The organism is Enterococcus sp. FR204, from assembly GCF_031143325.1.
Taxonomy (GTDB): domain Bacteria; phylum Bacillota; class Bacilli; order Lactobacillales; family Enterococcaceae; genus Enterococcus_B; species Enterococcus_B faecium.
In genome coordinates, this window is sequence record NZ_JAKZIW010000051.1 from 1 (window position 1) to 14,992 (window position 14,992).

The 14,992-nt window shown below is 35.7% G+C and carries 17 protein-coding genes; 4 read left to right on the forward strand and 13 right to left on the reverse strand.

Annotated elements, in window-relative coordinates:
- Nucleotides 1–113: 113 nt before the first annotated feature.
- A complete protein-coding gene (locus tag RG571_RS10305) occupies nt 114–692 on the reverse strand; it encodes a lytic polysaccharide monooxygenase (RefSeq protein ID WP_002292856.1) in 579 nt (192 codons plus the stop codon).
- Nucleotides 693–1,013: 321 nt separating this feature from the next.
- On the opposite strand from RG571_RS10305, the gene RG571_RS10310 reads away from it, so the two are divergent.
- Nucleotides 1,014–1,484 carry a TspO/MBR family protein gene (locus RG571_RS10310; RefSeq protein ID WP_002292857.1) on the forward strand — a complete coding sequence of 157 codons (471 nt, stop codon included), beginning with the start codon at nt 1,014–1,016 and terminating at the stop codon, nt 1,482–1,484.
- Nucleotides 1,485–1,591: 107 nt separating this feature from the next.
- Here RG571_RS10310 and RG571_RS10315 read toward each other — a convergent pair whose 3' ends face one another.
- From RG571_RS10315 to RG571_RS10335, 5 genes are all read right to left on the reverse strand, one after another.
- Nucleotides 1,592–2,818: an LCP family protein gene (locus RG571_RS10315; protein WP_002295400.1), complete on the reverse strand. Its 1,227-nt coding sequence runs from the start codon at nt 2,816–2,818 to the stop codon at nt 1,592–1,594.
- A 748-nt stretch (nt 2,819–3,566) separates the two neighbouring features.
- Nucleotides 3,567–3,767 (reverse strand): cold-shock protein, encoded by a 201-nt coding sequence (locus RG571_RS10320; protein WP_002292860.1) that lies wholly within the window; start codon nt 3,765–3,767, stop codon nt 3,567–3,569.
- Nucleotides 3,768–3,900: 133 nt separating this feature from the next.
- Nucleotides 3,901–4,509 carry a superoxide dismutase gene (locus RG571_RS10325; RefSeq protein WP_002298541.1) on the reverse strand — a complete coding sequence of 203 codons (609 nt, stop codon included), beginning with the start codon at nt 4,507–4,509 and terminating at the stop codon, nt 3,901–3,903.
- Between the two features lie 84 nt (nt 4,510–4,593).
- Nucleotides 4,594–5,064 carry a GtrA family protein gene (locus tag RG571_RS10330; RefSeq protein ID WP_002339646.1) on the reverse strand — a complete coding sequence of 157 codons (471 nt, stop codon included), beginning with the start codon at nt 5,062–5,064 and terminating at the stop codon, nt 4,594–4,596.
- A 47-nt stretch (nt 5,065–5,111) separates the two neighbouring features.
- Entirely contained in the window at nt 5,112–6,026 is a 915-nt protein-coding gene (locus RG571_RS10335) for a cation diffusion facilitator family transporter (RefSeq protein WP_308947665.1), read from the reverse strand.
- 145 nt (nt 6,027–6,171) lie between these two features.
- Here RG571_RS10335 and RG571_RS10340 point away from each other — a divergent pair, with 145 nt between their 5' ends.
- Both RG571_RS10340 and RG571_RS10345 read left to right on the forward strand, forming a co-directional pair.
- Entirely contained in the window at nt 6,172–6,975 is an 804-nt protein-coding gene (locus RG571_RS10340) for a DUF1189 domain-containing protein (RefSeq protein WP_002339644.1), read from the forward strand.
- Between the two features lie 178 nt (nt 6,976–7,153).
- Nucleotides 7,154–8,101, forward strand: coding sequence for a phosphoglycerate dehydrogenase (locus tag RG571_RS10345; protein ID WP_002289148.1), 948 nt, complete (start codon nt 7,154–7,156; stop codon nt 8,099–8,101).
- A gap of 67 nt (nt 8,102–8,168) precedes the next feature.
- Here RG571_RS10345 and RG571_RS10350 read toward each other — a convergent pair whose 3' ends face one another.
- The 7 genes from RG571_RS10350 to mltG form a co-directional block, all read right to left on the reverse strand.
- The gene (locus tag RG571_RS10350; protein WP_002318627.1) at nt 8,169–8,462 is read right to left on the reverse strand and encodes a HesB/YadR/YfhF family protein; all 294 of its coding nucleotides are present in this window, start codon (nt 8,460–8,462) and stop codon (nt 8,169–8,171) included.
- A 27-nt stretch (nt 8,463–8,489) separates the two neighbouring features.
- A complete protein-coding gene (locus RG571_RS10355) occupies nt 8,490–9,155 on the reverse strand; it encodes a TrkA family potassium uptake protein (protein WP_002339643.1) in 666 nt (221 codons plus the stop codon).
- A gap of 139 nt (nt 9,156–9,294) precedes the next feature.
- A complete protein-coding gene (locus RG571_RS10360) occupies nt 9,295–9,927 on the reverse strand; it encodes a response regulator transcription factor (RefSeq protein ID WP_002318625.1) in 633 nt (210 codons plus the stop codon).
- A 6-nt stretch (nt 9,928–9,933) separates the two neighbouring features.
- Nucleotides 9,934–11,001 carry a two-component system sensor histidine kinase LiaS gene (gene liaS, locus RG571_RS10365; RefSeq protein ID WP_002318624.1) on the reverse strand — a complete coding sequence of 356 codons (1,068 nt, stop codon included), beginning with the start codon at nt 10,999–11,001 and terminating at the stop codon, nt 9,934–9,936.
- Nucleotides 10,998–11,729, reverse strand: a complete 732-nt coding sequence (gene liaF / locus RG571_RS10370) for a cell wall-active antibiotics response protein LiaF (RefSeq protein WP_258430498.1) — start codon at nt 11,727–11,729, stop codon at nt 10,998–11,000. Before liaF ends, liaS begins: the two co-directional genes overlap by 4 nt.
- 167 nt (nt 11,730–11,896) lie before the next feature.
- Nucleotides 11,897–12,376 (reverse strand): transcription elongation factor GreA, encoded by a 480-nt coding sequence (gene greA / locus RG571_RS10375; protein ID WP_002295409.1) that lies wholly within the window; start codon nt 12,374–12,376, stop codon nt 11,897–11,899.
- A 135-nt stretch (nt 12,377–12,511) separates the two neighbouring features.
- Nucleotides 12,512–13,687, reverse strand: coding sequence for an endolytic transglycosylase MltG (mltG, locus tag RG571_RS10380; protein ID WP_258430499.1), 1,176 nt, complete (start codon nt 13,685–13,687; stop codon nt 12,512–12,514).
- 164 nt (nt 13,688–13,851) lie between these two features.
- Here mltG and RG571_RS10385 point away from each other — a divergent pair.
- The coding region (locus tag RG571_RS10385) for a serine hydrolase domain-containing protein (protein ID WP_308947803.1) at nt 13,852–14,992 on the forward strand (1,141 nt) is incomplete at its 3' end.

Below are 14,992 nucleotides of genomic sequence, written 5' to 3' on the forward strand. Positions count from 1 at the left end.
TAACGGTTGTGTAAAAATATCATTTTAGAGCATGAAAAAAGGAGTGGATTTCTCCACTCCAAAAAAGTCTAACTTTTGGGGGTCACTACATTTGTCACAGCCCTTTTTGATTATTATTGGATATTCACGTCTATCACTTGATAAAATGCATTTGTCGTATCGCTGATATTCCATACTGCTAAAATCACATTATATCCTTTTCGATCCTGCGGAAGTGTGATCGTTTGGTTGACTGTTTTTGGTGGAACAGTTGCTTTGTCGTCTATTTTTGTGATCAATTCAAAATCACTAAATTTCAAAGGTTGATTAGGATTCCAAGTTGGTTTGGTAATGTAGTAATCCCAAGTACTTGTCCGATGTTGTGCTGTTAAATTCCAAGTAATATTTAATGTTCCTGGATTAACCATGTTTTTATGCCATCTGTTAGATGTCTGTTCATCTAAAGGCTCAAAGCCGCTGACTCCTGCACTAGCAATTTTTCCATCAATGAATGTATTTTTGGTAGCTTCGATACTTTGCGGTTCCCATTGTGCTCTTCCGACATTTTGATTTAAGTTTCCTGCTGCTGATGTTCCTAGGTATGCACGGCTTCCTGGAGAAGTAATATAACCATGCGCAAAACCTGGAATGCTAAAACCGAACAACCCTAAACTAACTAACCCAATAAACAATAACGTACTAATCTTTTTCATGTAGAAACCTCCTTCATTTGATAACCACATTGTAAACGCTTTATTGCATTGACACAAACATTATGCTTTTATAATTTTATGTTGAAGTAAAAAAGGTGAAAAAAGTAAGATGCAGATTATAACAGAAGTAGACGAGAAAAGTACAAATAGAAAACATGAGAATCAAATCATATGATCTTTTTCAAAAACATCATTCATATAAACAAATGTTCAACTTTTTAATAACAACAATTATCAATTTTTTTCTTACTTCACAAACTAAATACAGGTCTTGCTGTGAGCCTTCATGGTAAACTACTATTATAGAAAGGAGTTAGTAAAATGAAGATGATAAAAGATATTCGTTTTTGGGTTTGTGTTATAGGAATTGTCATATTAGGCTTTTTATCAGGGTTGCTTAGCGGAAATCCCGGAGAATATTACTATTCTTTGCAACTTCCACCATTTGCACCACCTAGCTGGATATTTGGGCCGATGTGGACCTTACTGTATATATTGATGGGTATTTCTCTTTATTTGTTACTTAATCACAACAACAAAAAACAGCGAAACAATCTTGTCGGTCTTTTTGTGATTCAGTTCATTTTTAATTTTATATGGTCTGCTCTATTTTTTAATTTAAGAAATATTTTCATTGCAGCAATCGATATTACACTTTTAGTTATTTTCTTGTCAGTGCTTATGTATCAGTTGTGGCTGCATCATCGCCTGGCAATGTGGCTCATGATTCCTTATTATTTATGGGTACTATTCGCAACTCTATTGAATTATTCAATTTATTTTTTAAACTAAGCGCTAAAAAGAGACGTCCTGTAATTTAACACATAGAAAAAGTGCCACCTAAGTTAGATTTTTTGTCTAATTTAGGTGGCACTCTTTATTAACCAAACTATTTTTTTCTAGTACCCACTTGTTGTTCCATACTCATTATTCTGGTCATAACCATAACCATTTTGTTCCTGTCCAGCGTAAGGATCATAACTTTGAGTATCTTGACTTGGTGTATAGTACTGACTTGTATCTTCTGTTTGCTGATAATAGGTATTCGGATCTTGGTACTGATCATATGTGTTTTCTGAATAGGAAGAATAATCGGTGTACCCTTCACTATTCGATCCATCACCGTTTGTCGAATCGCCATCTTCCGAATCATCAAAGAACATCATTGAAGCATTCTCATTTTTCAAATTAGGTAATGTATCGCTTGTTTTTATATTTAATTGTTTCTTCAGTTCATTTTGGATCGAAAGAAGATCATTTTTTCCTAAAATTTGATAGTAGATATCATTGATCATTTGTCCTTCGCCTTGCAACTGGTCTTGTTTGATTGTTTCAAACGCCGGGGTGTAGTTCGTCGCTACATCAAGCATGTCATCCCAATCTAAGTCCGTCGTCACATTGTTCTCAACTGCTTTTAAAATTTTTCTATAATTGCTTACGCCATCTAAACTTAAAACTTTATTGACGATTTTCGTCACTACTTCCCGCTGACGACGTTGTCGACCGATATCGCCTTCTGGATCTTCGTGTCGCATTCGAGAATAGGCTAAACCTTTTTCTCCATTCAATGTTTGTTCACCTACTGGTACATGGACACCATCCAAAGTAAAGTCAATTTTATTATTCACTTTGATGCCACCGACCGCATTGATCAAATCTTCCATACCATCCAAATTGATCGTTACATAATGATCAATAGGAATATCGAGCAGTTGCTCAATTGAATCCATGGCCATTTCGACACCACCAAATGCATAGGCATGATTTAATTTATCTACCGTTCCATAACCTACGATATTCGTATAAATATCTCGGTCCAAACTGATGATCGTTGATTTTTTTTGTTTCGGATTAACTGTTACTACCATCATCGTATCAGAACGTCCTTGTTCCGTTCTTCCTAATCCACCGGTATCTAAACCTAATAGCAAAACCGAAAAAGGTTCTTTGTCATCAATGCTTACTCTCTCAGAACGTTTGGAGGATATTCGATTAGAGTTTTTAGAAATTTTGTTTACTGTTTGGCTCGCTTCTCCCATAAATCTGATTCCGTATGCTGATAATCCGGCAATCAGCAAAACGAATACCCCTAACAAGGTTAATAGAACTTTTTGCCATCGCTTCATAATACACCTCTGTTTCACATTTTCTAAAATATTGTCTCATATAACTGTTCAATCAGCAAATTCACTTTTTAATCATAAGAAAACTTTAAAAAACATTTTTGTGTAACGATTATTATTTTTTAAAATTTCTCAAAATTCTTAACTATCATACCATACCGTGAAAAAGATCGAAAGACCGAATACACGCAGTTCGCAATCGTTTTATCTTTTTTTATGTATTTTTTCCAGAAAAAGCGAACAACAAGGTATTTTCCAAATAATCGTGCAGTAAAATGATCACACATACCTTTCCCATCTTTTTAACAGTCTTTGCCTACCGTTCAGATTATCATTCGATTTCACGAAAATTTCTTCCTATGACTGGTCCTTTTACCCATCTTCTATTCGTTTTATTTCCAGCTCACTGCATGGCTCTTAAAATGACTCGAACTAGTGATTGCATTACCATCATCTTTTAATGGATAGATATGCTCCTCTTCAAAGTAAAACGATTTTCTTTTAAAGTAATAGAATTGACATGGTAATGAGTAAGTATACTAGTGGTTTCACAAATGGTCTTTTATTCAACATCCAAAAACTGAAATTTCTTTAAAATCCATTACTAACGAAGAAAATGTTCCTTGCTTGATAATTAGTTAGGACATGTCAAGTGAACAAATGCATTTACTTAGCCAAAAAATCTAAAAACTTCATAAATAGACAAAAAGACACGACTCTCTAAGAAGTCGTGTCTTTATTCAACAAATTATTATAATTTAGTCACTTCAGCAGCTTGAGGTCCGCGTGCACCTTCAACAATCGTGAATTCTACTTCTTGACCTTCTTCTAGGCTCTTGAAGCCGTCTCCTTGAATTGCTGAGAAATGAACAAATACGTCATCTCCGCCGTCTACTGTAATAAACCCAAATCCTTTTTCATTGTTGAACCATTTAACCGTTCCGTGTTCCATAAATGTATAGCCTCCAAAAAAGTTCTTGCAAGTAACCTTGCAAGAACATTATACCCAATTTAGAAAACTCTAGCAAGCTTTCGCTCTTTTATTTTCCAAATTATTTTTAAGACTGATATGACGGAGGAAATGGTTATTTTGCTGCTTCGAAACGTTTGTTTACTTCATCCCAATTAATAACATTCCAGAATGCTGCAATATAATCTGGTCGGACATTTTTATATTTCAAATAATAAGCATGTTCCCAAACGTCCAAACCTAGAATTGGTGTCTTTCCTTCCATCAATGGAGAATCTTGATTTGCAGTAGAGGTAATAGCTAATTTTCCATTTTCCATTACAAGCCAAGCCCATCCAGAACCAAATCGTCCAGCGGCTGCTTTTTTGAATTCTTCTTTAAAAGAAGAAAAATCACCAAAAGCTTCATTAATCGCTTCTTTTATTTCTCCTGTAGGTTCGCCACCAGCATTTGGTGCCATGATTTCCCAGAAAAATGAATGGTTAGCATGTCCGCCACCATTGTTACGTACAGCTGTCTTGATATCTGTTGGAATAGCGTCCATATCAGATAATAATTCTTCTATTGTTTTTTCGCCTAATTCTGGGTATTTCTCAATTGCTGCATTTAAATTCGTCACATAAGTATTGTGATGCTTATCATGATGCAGATGCATCGTTTCTTCGTCAATATAAGGTTCCAATGCGTCATATGCATAAGGTAGATCTGGTAATGTGTAAGTCATAAAAAAATTCCTCCTCAATGTTTTCTTAATAATGTCTACATTACAAAGAGTAACAAAGAGAAGGAAATTCTTCAATTGTTATGCCTAGTCGTCTTTTTCACTTTGACCTACTTCTTCTTCAAAAACCTCAGTTTCTTTAAAAATAAACAACTTGCTGAAAATATAGTTCGCTAGGATAACAATAATTTGAGTGATGATTTTCGCCACATACTCATTGCTGTTCATAACATTAATCAACAATACCATTGCCTCCATGTCCAATCCGTAAGAAAGGATACGGTAGAAGAAGAACTTACCGCATTCAATAAGTGCATGTGTAAAATTCGGTGATTTTGAATGGAATACCCAAAGTTTGTTCGTTACAAAAGCAAACAATACAGAACAAAACCACGAAATAGAATTGGATAAGGCCATACTTAAATCAAAATATTGGCGTGCGAGAGCAAAACTAACAAAATTTACAATCGTAGCCAAACCACCAAAAAAGAGATAGACTAGTATCTCCCAATATCCTTTTGCTTCTAAATATCCTTTTAACTGTCGATACTGCTTCATGAGCCAACCTACCTTATTAAAAATTCTTATTTATCATACTCTATATTTCAATAACTTTCATCTTTATTTAAAAAAATTAATTTTTTTTGATCCTTTGCCTTTGTCTCTGCTTGGATCGTCACATGTGTAATACCATATTTTAATTTTAATAAAGAAATTATACGAGGATATATCTTTTCAATCTCGCTTAGTAGCTGATCTTCAAAATCAATATGTCCGTCGAAAATAATTATCTTTTCGCTATACTGCCAAATATGGACATGATGAACATCCTTTACCCCATCGATTGCTTCAATTTCTTGTTCCATTTTTTCATAGTCGATAGCAGGTGCACTTTGTATTAAAATAGCGGCAGCTTTTTTGATCACCATTATCGCTTCTATCAATATATATATCGAAATGATCAGTGTAATAACTGGATCGATCCAGTAGATATCGAAAAAACGGATCAAAATTGCTCCGATAATCACACTTACCGAAGACAGTGTATCACTTAACAAATGCAAATAACTAGATTTTATATTCAAACTTTCATCTGCTTCTTGTCGTAATAATAATACTGAGAACAAATTCGCGAGCAATCCAATAACTGCTACTGTTAGCATCAAATGACTATTTATCTTTTCTGGTGAAGTGAACCGCTTGAATACTTCAACGGTTAAAAACAAGGATAATATGATCAATATGAATGAGTTGATGAAAGCACTCAATATTTCTAAACGCTGGTAGCCATACGTACGTTTTTTATTTGCTTCTTTTCGGGCCATTTTTTGTGCCCCGTAAGAAAAAATAATTGCCAATGTATCACTAAGGTTATGGAAAGCATCTGAAACAAGAGACAAACTCCCTGACATAATCCCTCCAATAAATTCTGATAAAGTGATCACCGCATTCAAAACCACTACTCCAAATAGTTTTTTTGATGATCTCTGTGGCTGTGTAGGCACTATTCCTTCCTCCATTTTATTTATATTGGATAGTCTTTAGACAAGAATAACATTTTTTTGATATTTCACCAATCATTCAGCTGTTTCCCTAAAGCACTTGTATTTCACTTGATACTTCGCTAGAATTGCAAGTGATGACACTACTAGATGAGGAGTACTTATGACAACAAAACAATTAATTATCAGTTCCTTTATACGATTCAAAGACCTAAAGGAGGCGAGAAATGTCCCATTTTGGAAAGCCATTGTCTATCTTTTAGTTTTGAGTATAATTATGGCTTTGCCAATCTCTTTTCAAGTTTTTCAAGTCTTAAACAACATTCAATTGGATGGGCAAAAGATTGCTACTCGCATTCCTGATTTTACAATCCAAAACGGGCAGCTTCAAACCGAAGAAAAAGAAGGATTCATTTACCAAACAAACTCCATTATCTTCACATTTGATCCAGAGGGAAAACGAACAGAACAGGACATCTCTACTGATTTGATGGGAAATTTTGTTAGTGTCGGGATGTTAAAAAACAAACTTATCATAGCTCTTCCTAATACAGGCACGACTTCTGCTTTGTTGAACAATAACCAATTAGAACTTCCCTACACCAATGAATCTTTAAAAAACTTAACAGGTAAGCAGCTCCGTTCTTTTTTAAGTGAAGCATCTATACCACTTTGGATAAAAGTCCTGACATTTATATTTTCTATTTATCTTAGTTTTCTGAATCTGCTGATCACTTTGCTATTTACCAACATTGCTGCTTTTCTCTATGCACGCTTTCGACTAACAAAAGCTACTTTTCTTGATTGTTTAAAAACATTGATCTATTCAATTTCATTGCCTACTATAATTGCAACAATCTTGATGGTCTTTCTTCCTTCTTTTGACACTAGCGCCTTCATTGCTTTTGCAGGAATCTTTATTTTTGCTCAAGCTGTCAAAGGATGGGCAAAAATATCGATCAATTAAGAAATAAAGACAACTCGTTATTTCTACTTCAATAGACCCTTTTAGAGGTTGTGACATTTTTTTTGTCACAGCCCCTTTTTTATTTGAAAAATATTTCTTTCTCAAAAAACAAGCAAGGCGCTTCAAAGTTCTTCTTGTATGCGCTACACTTAGAGTAAAGAAAGGCGGGAAATTAACTATGTCAGAAAGAATCATTTATGCAGATCGTCCATTTCGTGATGAATTTATCGAAGAAATCCATACTATAGCGCCTGGTTATATCTTTAAAACAGAATTACAACCAGAGGATCTACAAAATGTAGAGATCAGTTTGGGCTGGAACTCAGACTACCAAGAAAAACTATTAGCCTCTTCTACCTTGAAATGGGTCCAATCTATCTCAGCTGGTGTTGATCAGCTACCCCTTGAGACTTTTTCAAAGAAACATATTTTACTTTCAAATGGTAGTGGCATCCACAGTGAATCGATTACGGAGCATGTCTTAGGAATCATCCTTGGGTATTCTCGTGGTCTTTTTCAAGCACAAAAGGCACAGAGTGACATGAAATGGTTAGGTTCATCGGTCCATTACCAATCTATCCAAGGAAAAAAAATACTAATCATTGGAACTGGCCATATTGGAAAAATGATTGCAAAAAAATGCAAAGCATTAGACATGAACTGCTATGGAATCAATACATCCGGTCATCCAGCAGAAGGAATGGAAAAGACTTTTTCTTTAAATCAACTAAAGGAAGTTCTTCCTGAAGTAGATTTCGTAGTCAATATCTTACCTCTAACGGAGGAAACAACTGGGCTCTTTGATCAGCATATGTTTGAACACTTTGATCCAAAATCTGTATTCATCAATGTTGGCCGTGGTGCTTCTGTTAAGACACAAGATCTGGTGCAGGCTTTAAATAACCAGCAACTTTCCTTTGCAGCATTAGACGTTTTTGAGGAAGAGCCTCTTCCACAAGATCATCCTCTTTGGAAAATGGACAATGTACTGATTACTTCCCACATTGCAGGTTTGACACCTGATTTTCAAAAGAAATTAATGGCTATTTTTTTAACCAATCTGAAAAGCTACTTTGCCACCCATGAGCTTCAAACCAATCAAGTAAAATTGTCTGCAGGATATTAATAGCTGAAAACAATATTTTCAAAAGAAAAAAGAGAAGGTGACAAAAATTGTGTCACCCTCTCTTTTTTTATTGTTTTTTAAAGTGATAGGTTGGCTCCTCCAGGTTGGGATCATAATCAACAAGTAAATCATATCCTTTAAAGAACCATTCATCTGCTTCCTCGATAAAAAAAAGTGTCCCATCCATTTCCACTTTCTTTACAGGATGTTCTGGCTGTTCAACTGACATTCCAATCGAAAAACCATCATGAACCTCTGTTTTGCCGTAGACTTTTCCAAAAAAACGTATTCCGTAAGTTTCTGGCAGATCAATTTCTGAGTCAAACCACTTTTGTGCTTTTGGCGTTACCGTTAATTCCATCCCAACAACCTACTTTCTCTTTTCTTTCTATTGATTCATCTTATCGTCTAGAATATCCACATCGCCTGTCTCTCCAATCACCAGTAGATTATCATTTTCACGAACATATTCATCTGCTGCAGGAGAAGCGATAACCGTTTGATCTACTCTTCGTATGGCGACTACTGTTAAGTCAAAACGTTGTCTGAAATTTAATTCAGCTAATGTTTTGTTGAAAAATTTAGGATTGGAGACTCGGATTTCTGCTAAAGAATATTTATCTGACAGCTCTAAGTAGTCTAGAATATTCTTTGATACTAAGTTATGTGCAATCCGTATCCCCATGTCTCGCTCAGGGTGTACGACACGATCTGCTCCGATCTTCTCTAGTACACGGGCATGGTACTCATTTTGGGCTTTTGCTAAAATATTCGGTACGCCCATTTCCTTTACCATCAGAGTAACTAAGATACTGGCTTGGATATCTTCTCCAATAGCGACAATTACATGATCGAAATTTCTTATACCTAATGAACGAAGTGTCATCTCATCCTGTGCATTTGCCACAACAGCATGAGTGGCTATATTCATATATTCATTGACTCGATCTTCATTACTGTCAATAGCCAGTACTTCTTGTCCAGCTTCGATCAGTGTACGGCAGATGCTTCCGCCAAATCGTCCAAGGCCTATAATTGCAAAATTTTGTTTCACCATTTTCCTCCTTTAGTATCTTCTTTTCTCAGTATAACAAAGCCTTTCCAAAAACAAAAGCAAGCATCATTATTGTAAAAAAGCCAAGAAAAATAATAGTTATTTTCTCAGCTTTTGATTATCCTCTTTATCATCGTTTTTATTTCACCAAACCATGTTTAAACGCATAGATAGCTGCTTGAGTTCGGTCTTCTACCTCTAACTTAGCTAATATATTCGACACATGCGTTTTAACTGTTTTCAGTGTGATAAACAATTCATCCGCGATTTCCTGATTACTTTTCCCTTCAGAAATCAGCATCAAAATTTCATTTTCTCGATTCGTTAATTCTTCATGCAATACTGGATCATTTCGCCGACTCATTTTTTCCATCATTTTTGTTGTCACTTCAGGTTCCAATACTCGCTCGCCGCATTGCGTAGCCCTTATAGCATCAGCTATTTCATGTGCGGTAGACGTCTTCAACAAATATCCTGCTGCTCCTGCTTCAATTGCAGGATAAACTTTTTCATCATCAATAAAACTTGTGACGATAATGATTTTGGCTTTTGGCCAATCTTTTAAGATTGCTTTTGTTGATTCGATGCCATCCATTTCTTCCATGACTAGATCCATTAAAATGACATCTGGTCGAAGTGCCATCGCCTTTTCATAGCCTTGACGTCCATTTTCAGCTTCTCCAATCACTTCAATGTCTTCTTGGATAGATAAATAAGAAGAGACGCCTAAGCGTACCATTTCATGGTCATCTACTAATAAAACTTTTATCATCTTTATCTATGCCTCCTTCATCAAAGGGACCTTGATCTCCACGCTCGTACCTTGCCCTTTAAAACTAATGATTTTTACTGTTCCACCAATACCAGCTACTCGTTCTTTGATATTGTTCAATCCATAACTTCCCGTTTTGGTTTCATTCATATTAAATCCTGTCCCGTCGTCAATGATACGTAATAAAAGATTGTTATCTATTTTATGCAAATAGACTTCTAATTCATTAGCCTTAGCATGTCTTAATGTGTTTGATAACAATTCTTGAACGATTCGGAACAAGTGATCCTCAATGGAACTAGTTAATTTTACATCTTCTACATCCCATTTTAGCGAAATCTGGATTTTATTCTGCAATTCCTTCAATAACTGCTCAATGCCTTGTTTTAAACTTTTTTCTTCTAAATTGACTGGACGCAGATGAAGAAGCAGCGCACGCATCTCAGACTGGGAAGCGTTGATGATCTCTGCCACCATTTTCAACTGCTTACGGAACATTTCTGGTGTCTCACTTTTTTCTGCTTGCTCCGTCAATGCCGACATCATCATCATCGCTGCAAATAATTGCTGTGAAACTGAATCATGAAGCTCACGAGCTAATCGATGCCTTTCTAATTCTAAAATCTCTTCTTTGGTTTGTCCATCTACATATTGAGGACGGCTAGTCATAATCTGTAATTCACTGGATACTTCGATCATTTTTTCTTTTATTTTAGTAATTTCCATATCAATATCTTTGATGTACAGATCATCCGACGCGCTTGGGATCGGCTGATGCAAAAGTTTGGATTCATAATTGCCAGAAGAAAGTGCACGAAGCTTTTCTTCGATTTTCCCGTATTTTGCCTTTTGAATAAGTGATAACAATAGAAATACGATCAATCCTACACCTAATGAAATTGCCATCAAATGGAAGATAAGCGGAACGTATAATAAACGCGCACGCAGCAATTCTCCCCACCAATGACTTTGGTTACTGGCATAAAAATAAGTGAAAAGTGAAAATAGAATAATAAGGAAAGCCGCAATCCCCGAATAAACAGCTAGCATTGCTTTGGATATTCTTCCCATCATATTCGTATCACCTCGACATCTCCAACCAAGGTATTGGTAATGATCTTCAATCTGCGAGGATTTTCATCATAATCACTGCTGCAGATTTTGATCTGTTCGTTTTTTAAGGAAAACTGCTCTTCTTCAAACAAGACATTTCCTACTAATGTCGCATGCTCTAAACGAATAGCCACTCCCAGGGGTACTAAGATCCGTGTTCTGCCTATCCCTTTTCTTACAATCACAATATTATCATCTTTTGGCAAAAGTGTATTGCCCAAATCGATGATAGTATCACCAGAAATGATGGCAATGTTGATATCATCCCATTCATAGACGTCGTTTCCAATACGTTGGTTACCAAATAATTGCTGTCTTTTACGCTCATTATTATGTGTTTTTAATTGCTCTGTTTGGACCATCATGATCTGTTTTTTTCGCCAAAAAGCATTTTTTGTCAAATCTATTCCTGAAATCTCTACACCTTTCAGGCCGATAAATAAAACGGCCAATACAACCATCATCCATAAAGCAGGACTGTTGACTAAGCTAAAAAAAATGACCAAGCTCCCTAAGATCAATTGAAAATTTTGAAATTTAGTACGAGGATATTTGCGCATAGCTAGATATATATTGAAAATACCGAATATTACTAAAAGCAAAAGTCCAGTATTGTTTACGATTTGCCAAACAGCAAATAACAGCAGCAGTGCTTCGGCTACCACAAAAAAACGCCAAGAACTATTCATCGCTTTTTCTCCCTCCTGACACATTCTCATTTCATCATACCTATTTTTTTGACTGTTGGCTATAGGACTTTAGATGTAAGATCGTTCAGTGAAAACTGCAATACTCAAAGAGAAAAGATCTAGAGTGCGTCATCAGTAAGATGAACTCTCTAGATCTTTCAGTCAGACTACGCTTGTTCTACTTTGACGATTTTAACTAACATATCGCCACCTGGTGTAGCAATGGTTACTTCATCATTTTTACGTTTGCCAATCAATGCTTGCGCGATAGGAGAATCATTGGAAATCTTTCCAGAAAACGGGTCTGCTTCAGCACTTCCGACAATCGTGTACTCTTCTTCATCTCCATCAGGCAACTCGATGAACGTAACTGTTTTACCAATCGATACCTCATCTGCATCTACGCCGTCATTATCGATGATTTGTGCAAAACGGATCATATTTTCAATTGTTGTGATTCTTCCTTCAACAAATGCTTGTTCATCTTTAGCTGATTCGTATTCGGAGTTTTCGGAAAGATCTCCGAAACCGCGAGCGATTTTGATTCGTTCAATGATTTCTCCGCGTTTAACTGTTTTTAGTTCTTCTAATTCTTTTTCTAATTTTTCTTTACCTTCTAGAGTCATTGGATAAACTTTCTCTACCATGTGTAACGTCTCCTTTTTTCGATAAAATACCGCAAAAGGTAATCTTTTGAGGAATATAGTCCAAAAAAGATTACCACACTTTTCTTAAAATGTAAATGTTTTTCTAAAAATGATCAATGACTAGCCCCTGTTTTTCTAAGAATTATTTACATATTTTTGCACTAGTTCCATATGTTCTTCATACGTTTTAGCGAAATAAACATTTCCAGTGCTCGTATCTGCTACGAAATAATAATAGTCATTTTCTGCTGGTTCTAATACTGCCTTGATTGCCTCTTCGCTTGGATTGTCAAAAGGACCAGGCCCATAGCCGGTATTGGTATACAAATTGTATGGTGAATCTACAGCTGTATCTTCATACGTCACCAATTCTTTATGTTCTCCTAATGCATATAAAACAGAGATATCTGACTGAAGTGGCATATTTGCCTTGATTCGGTTAAAGAAGACTTGTGCAATATTTTTACGATCATTTTCTTTTACGCCTTCTTTTTCAACTAGAGAAGCCAAAGTTAAAACTTCTTGTACAGTCAAATTTTTCTGTTTGATAGCTGAATAATAGTTTTGCATGACCGTATTTGTCTTGTTCACCATCTCAATCACAAGATCCTTAAGCGAAGTACTCGTGTAGTAATCATAAGTAGCTGGGAATAAGTAGCCTTCCAAACGGTATTTTGTGTTCTCAGCTTTAGAGGCACTTTCCAACAATTCTGGGAATTTTTGATACAACTCGTTAAAGAAAGTCTCATCATTTACTAAATCTAAAAATTCTTTCTTGTCTTTACCAGTTACCTTCGCTACCCGCTCAGCAATCTGATCGATGTCGTAGCCTTCTGGAATGGCAATTTTCCCATCTGCAACTTTTGTTGGCTCAGATGTGCCGCCTTCTTGCAACTGCTTGCCAATCTCATCAAGAGTCATATTAGGCGCTAACTGATAATAACCAGCTTGAAAGCCAGTTAAGTTTTTAAATTTTGTATAATAATTGAAAACAATCCCACTTTTAATAATATTGTCTTTCTCCAAAATTTCGCCAATCTGCTTATTAGAAGAGCCGCTTGGGATTCCCACTTGGACTAATTGGTCGTCCGATTTATCTAAAGGCTTCAACCCGCTATCTACATAACGATATACGGTAAACCCGAGAAATCCGCCAATAATCAATAATGTAAGAGCGATCACTAAAATGATCTTCCTCACGATCTTATCTTCTTTTTTACGCAGATTTCTCCGCTTGTCGATTATATCTGCTGTAGCTGCCTTACTGGCTTCTTTTTTGTCTTTGCTTGGGTGTTGTTTGTTTCCTGACAAAACAACTCCTCCTTACTATCATCTTCGTAACTCTGTTTATTATACATGAAATTTCTACTGCCGTGAATTATTTTACCAAATATTATGTCAAAATTGTAAGTGGCAAATGCTCTTTTTGAGGATTACAATGAAAAATAGTTAAAAATGGATAGAAAGGAATTAATATGGCAAAAGGAAAACATCAAAAAAAACAGCAGATCTCTCTTTCTTTTCTCGCAGTTTTGTTGCTGGCTGTCAGCTTCTTTTCAACAGGCATCATTACAGGATGGCAATTAACAAAACAACCTCAACCACAAATTTATAAAACGGAACCCGCACAACTTGCTTCCAATTTAACATCTAATGAGCAGATGCTTGCCAGCAAAATTGATCAATTACTGCAAAAATCAGATTATATCGGTTCGATTTATGTACGCAAAAATAATCGAGTGATATTAGAAAAAGGATATGGGTACGCAAATCTACGCATAAAAGAATCGAATTCTCCTTCTCTTTACTATCAAATCGGTTCGATCCAAAAAGCGATGACTGCTTTACTTATCCTAAAACAAATTCAATCTGGCAAGATAACTTTTGACACAAAGCTATCTGAATTTTATCCTCAGATTCCTGGAAGTCAGCAAATCACAATCAAAAATATGCTTTATATGCGCTCTGGTCTTCATCGAACTGCTTCTCCCGACAAACCTATGTCGGATAGTGAAATCATTCAGTTCGCCCTTCATCATTTGAAACTTGCTGATTATGATACGTATCATTATGAACCATTGAATTATACATTGCTTACAGGGATATTGATCAAACTAACGAATCATCCTTATGAAACTCTTCTAAAAAAAGAAATCATTCGTCCTCTCCATCTAGAACATACAGATTTTTATGACAATGTAAAAAATTCGCCTCAACATGCTGTATCTTACCAGATGTCTGCAACTGACGATTATTCAAAAGCATTGATCGAGCCTGAAACCGACATCCGAAATGAATTAGGTACAGGAAATATAAGTATGTCTGTTTATGACTTGACCAAATTCTTTACCAGTGTTCTTTCTGGCGTTATCATACCAAAAGAACTACTTTTCTCATTGTGGCAAAATAATGGTGATAAACATCCTTACAGCGGCGGTGTTTACAGTGGAAATGATTATATCCTTGCTCAGGGAAATATCAATCGATTCCATGCAGTAGTAGCGATGAAAAAAGACACTAAAGATGCAATCGTTATGGAAAGTAATATCCAATCAGATAAGAAAATCAAATTACCGGCCACTGATTTAAGAAATCAGATTTATGAACTGATGGAAG

Bases quoted from the DNA above. Each gene is read 5' to 3' on its own strand.
- RG571_RS10305 (WP_002292856.1), bottom strand. From the start codon at position 692: ATGAAAAAGATTAGTACGTTATTGTTTATTGGGTTAGTTAGTTTAGGG.
- RG571_RS10310 (WP_002292857.1), top strand. From the start codon at position 1,014: ATGAAGATGATAAAAGATATTCGTTTTTGGGTTTGTGTTATAGGAATT.
- RG571_RS10315 (WP_002295400.1), bottom strand. From the start codon at position 2,818: ATGAAGCGATGGCAAAAAGTTCTATTAACCTTGTTAGGGGTATTCGTT.
- RG571_RS10320 (WP_002292860.1), bottom strand. From the start codon at position 3,767: ATGGAACACGGAACGGTTAAATGGTTCAACAATGAAAAAGGATTTGGG.
- RG571_RS10325 (WP_002298541.1), bottom strand. From the start codon at position 4,509: ATGACTTACACATTACCAGATCTACCTTATGCATATGACGCATTGGAA.
- RG571_RS10330 (WP_002339646.1), bottom strand. From the start codon at position 5,064: ATGAAGCAGTATCGACAGTTAAAAGGATATTTAGAAGCAAAAGGATAT.
- RG571_RS10335 (WP_308947665.1), bottom strand. From the start codon at position 6,026: ATGGAGGAAGGAATAGTGCCTACACAGCCACAGAGATCATCAAAAAAA.
- RG571_RS10340 (WP_002339644.1), top strand. From the start codon at position 6,172: ATGACAACAAAACAATTAATTATCAGTTCCTTTATACGATTCAAAGAC.
- RG571_RS10345 (WP_002289148.1), top strand. From the start codon at position 7,154: ATGTCAGAAAGAATCATTTATGCAGATCGTCCATTTCGTGATGAATTT.
- RG571_RS10350 (WP_002318627.1), bottom strand. From the start codon at position 8,462: ATGGAATTAACGGTAACGCCAAAAGCACAAAAGTGGTTTGACTCAGAA.
- RG571_RS10360 (WP_002318625.1), bottom strand. From the start codon at position 9,927: ATGATAAAAGTTTTATTAGTAGATGACCATGAAATGGTACGCTTAGGC.
- liaS (WP_002318624.1), bottom strand. From the start codon at position 11,001: ATGATGGGAAGAATATCCAAAGCAATGCTAGCTGTTTATTCGGGGATT.
- liaF (WP_258430498.1), bottom strand. From the start codon at position 11,729: ATGAATAGTTCTTGGCGTTTTTTTGTGGTAGCCGAAGCACTGCTGCTG.
- greA (WP_002295409.1), bottom strand. From the start codon at position 12,376: ATGGTAGAGAAAGTTTATCCAATGACTCTAGAAGGTAAAGAAAAATTA.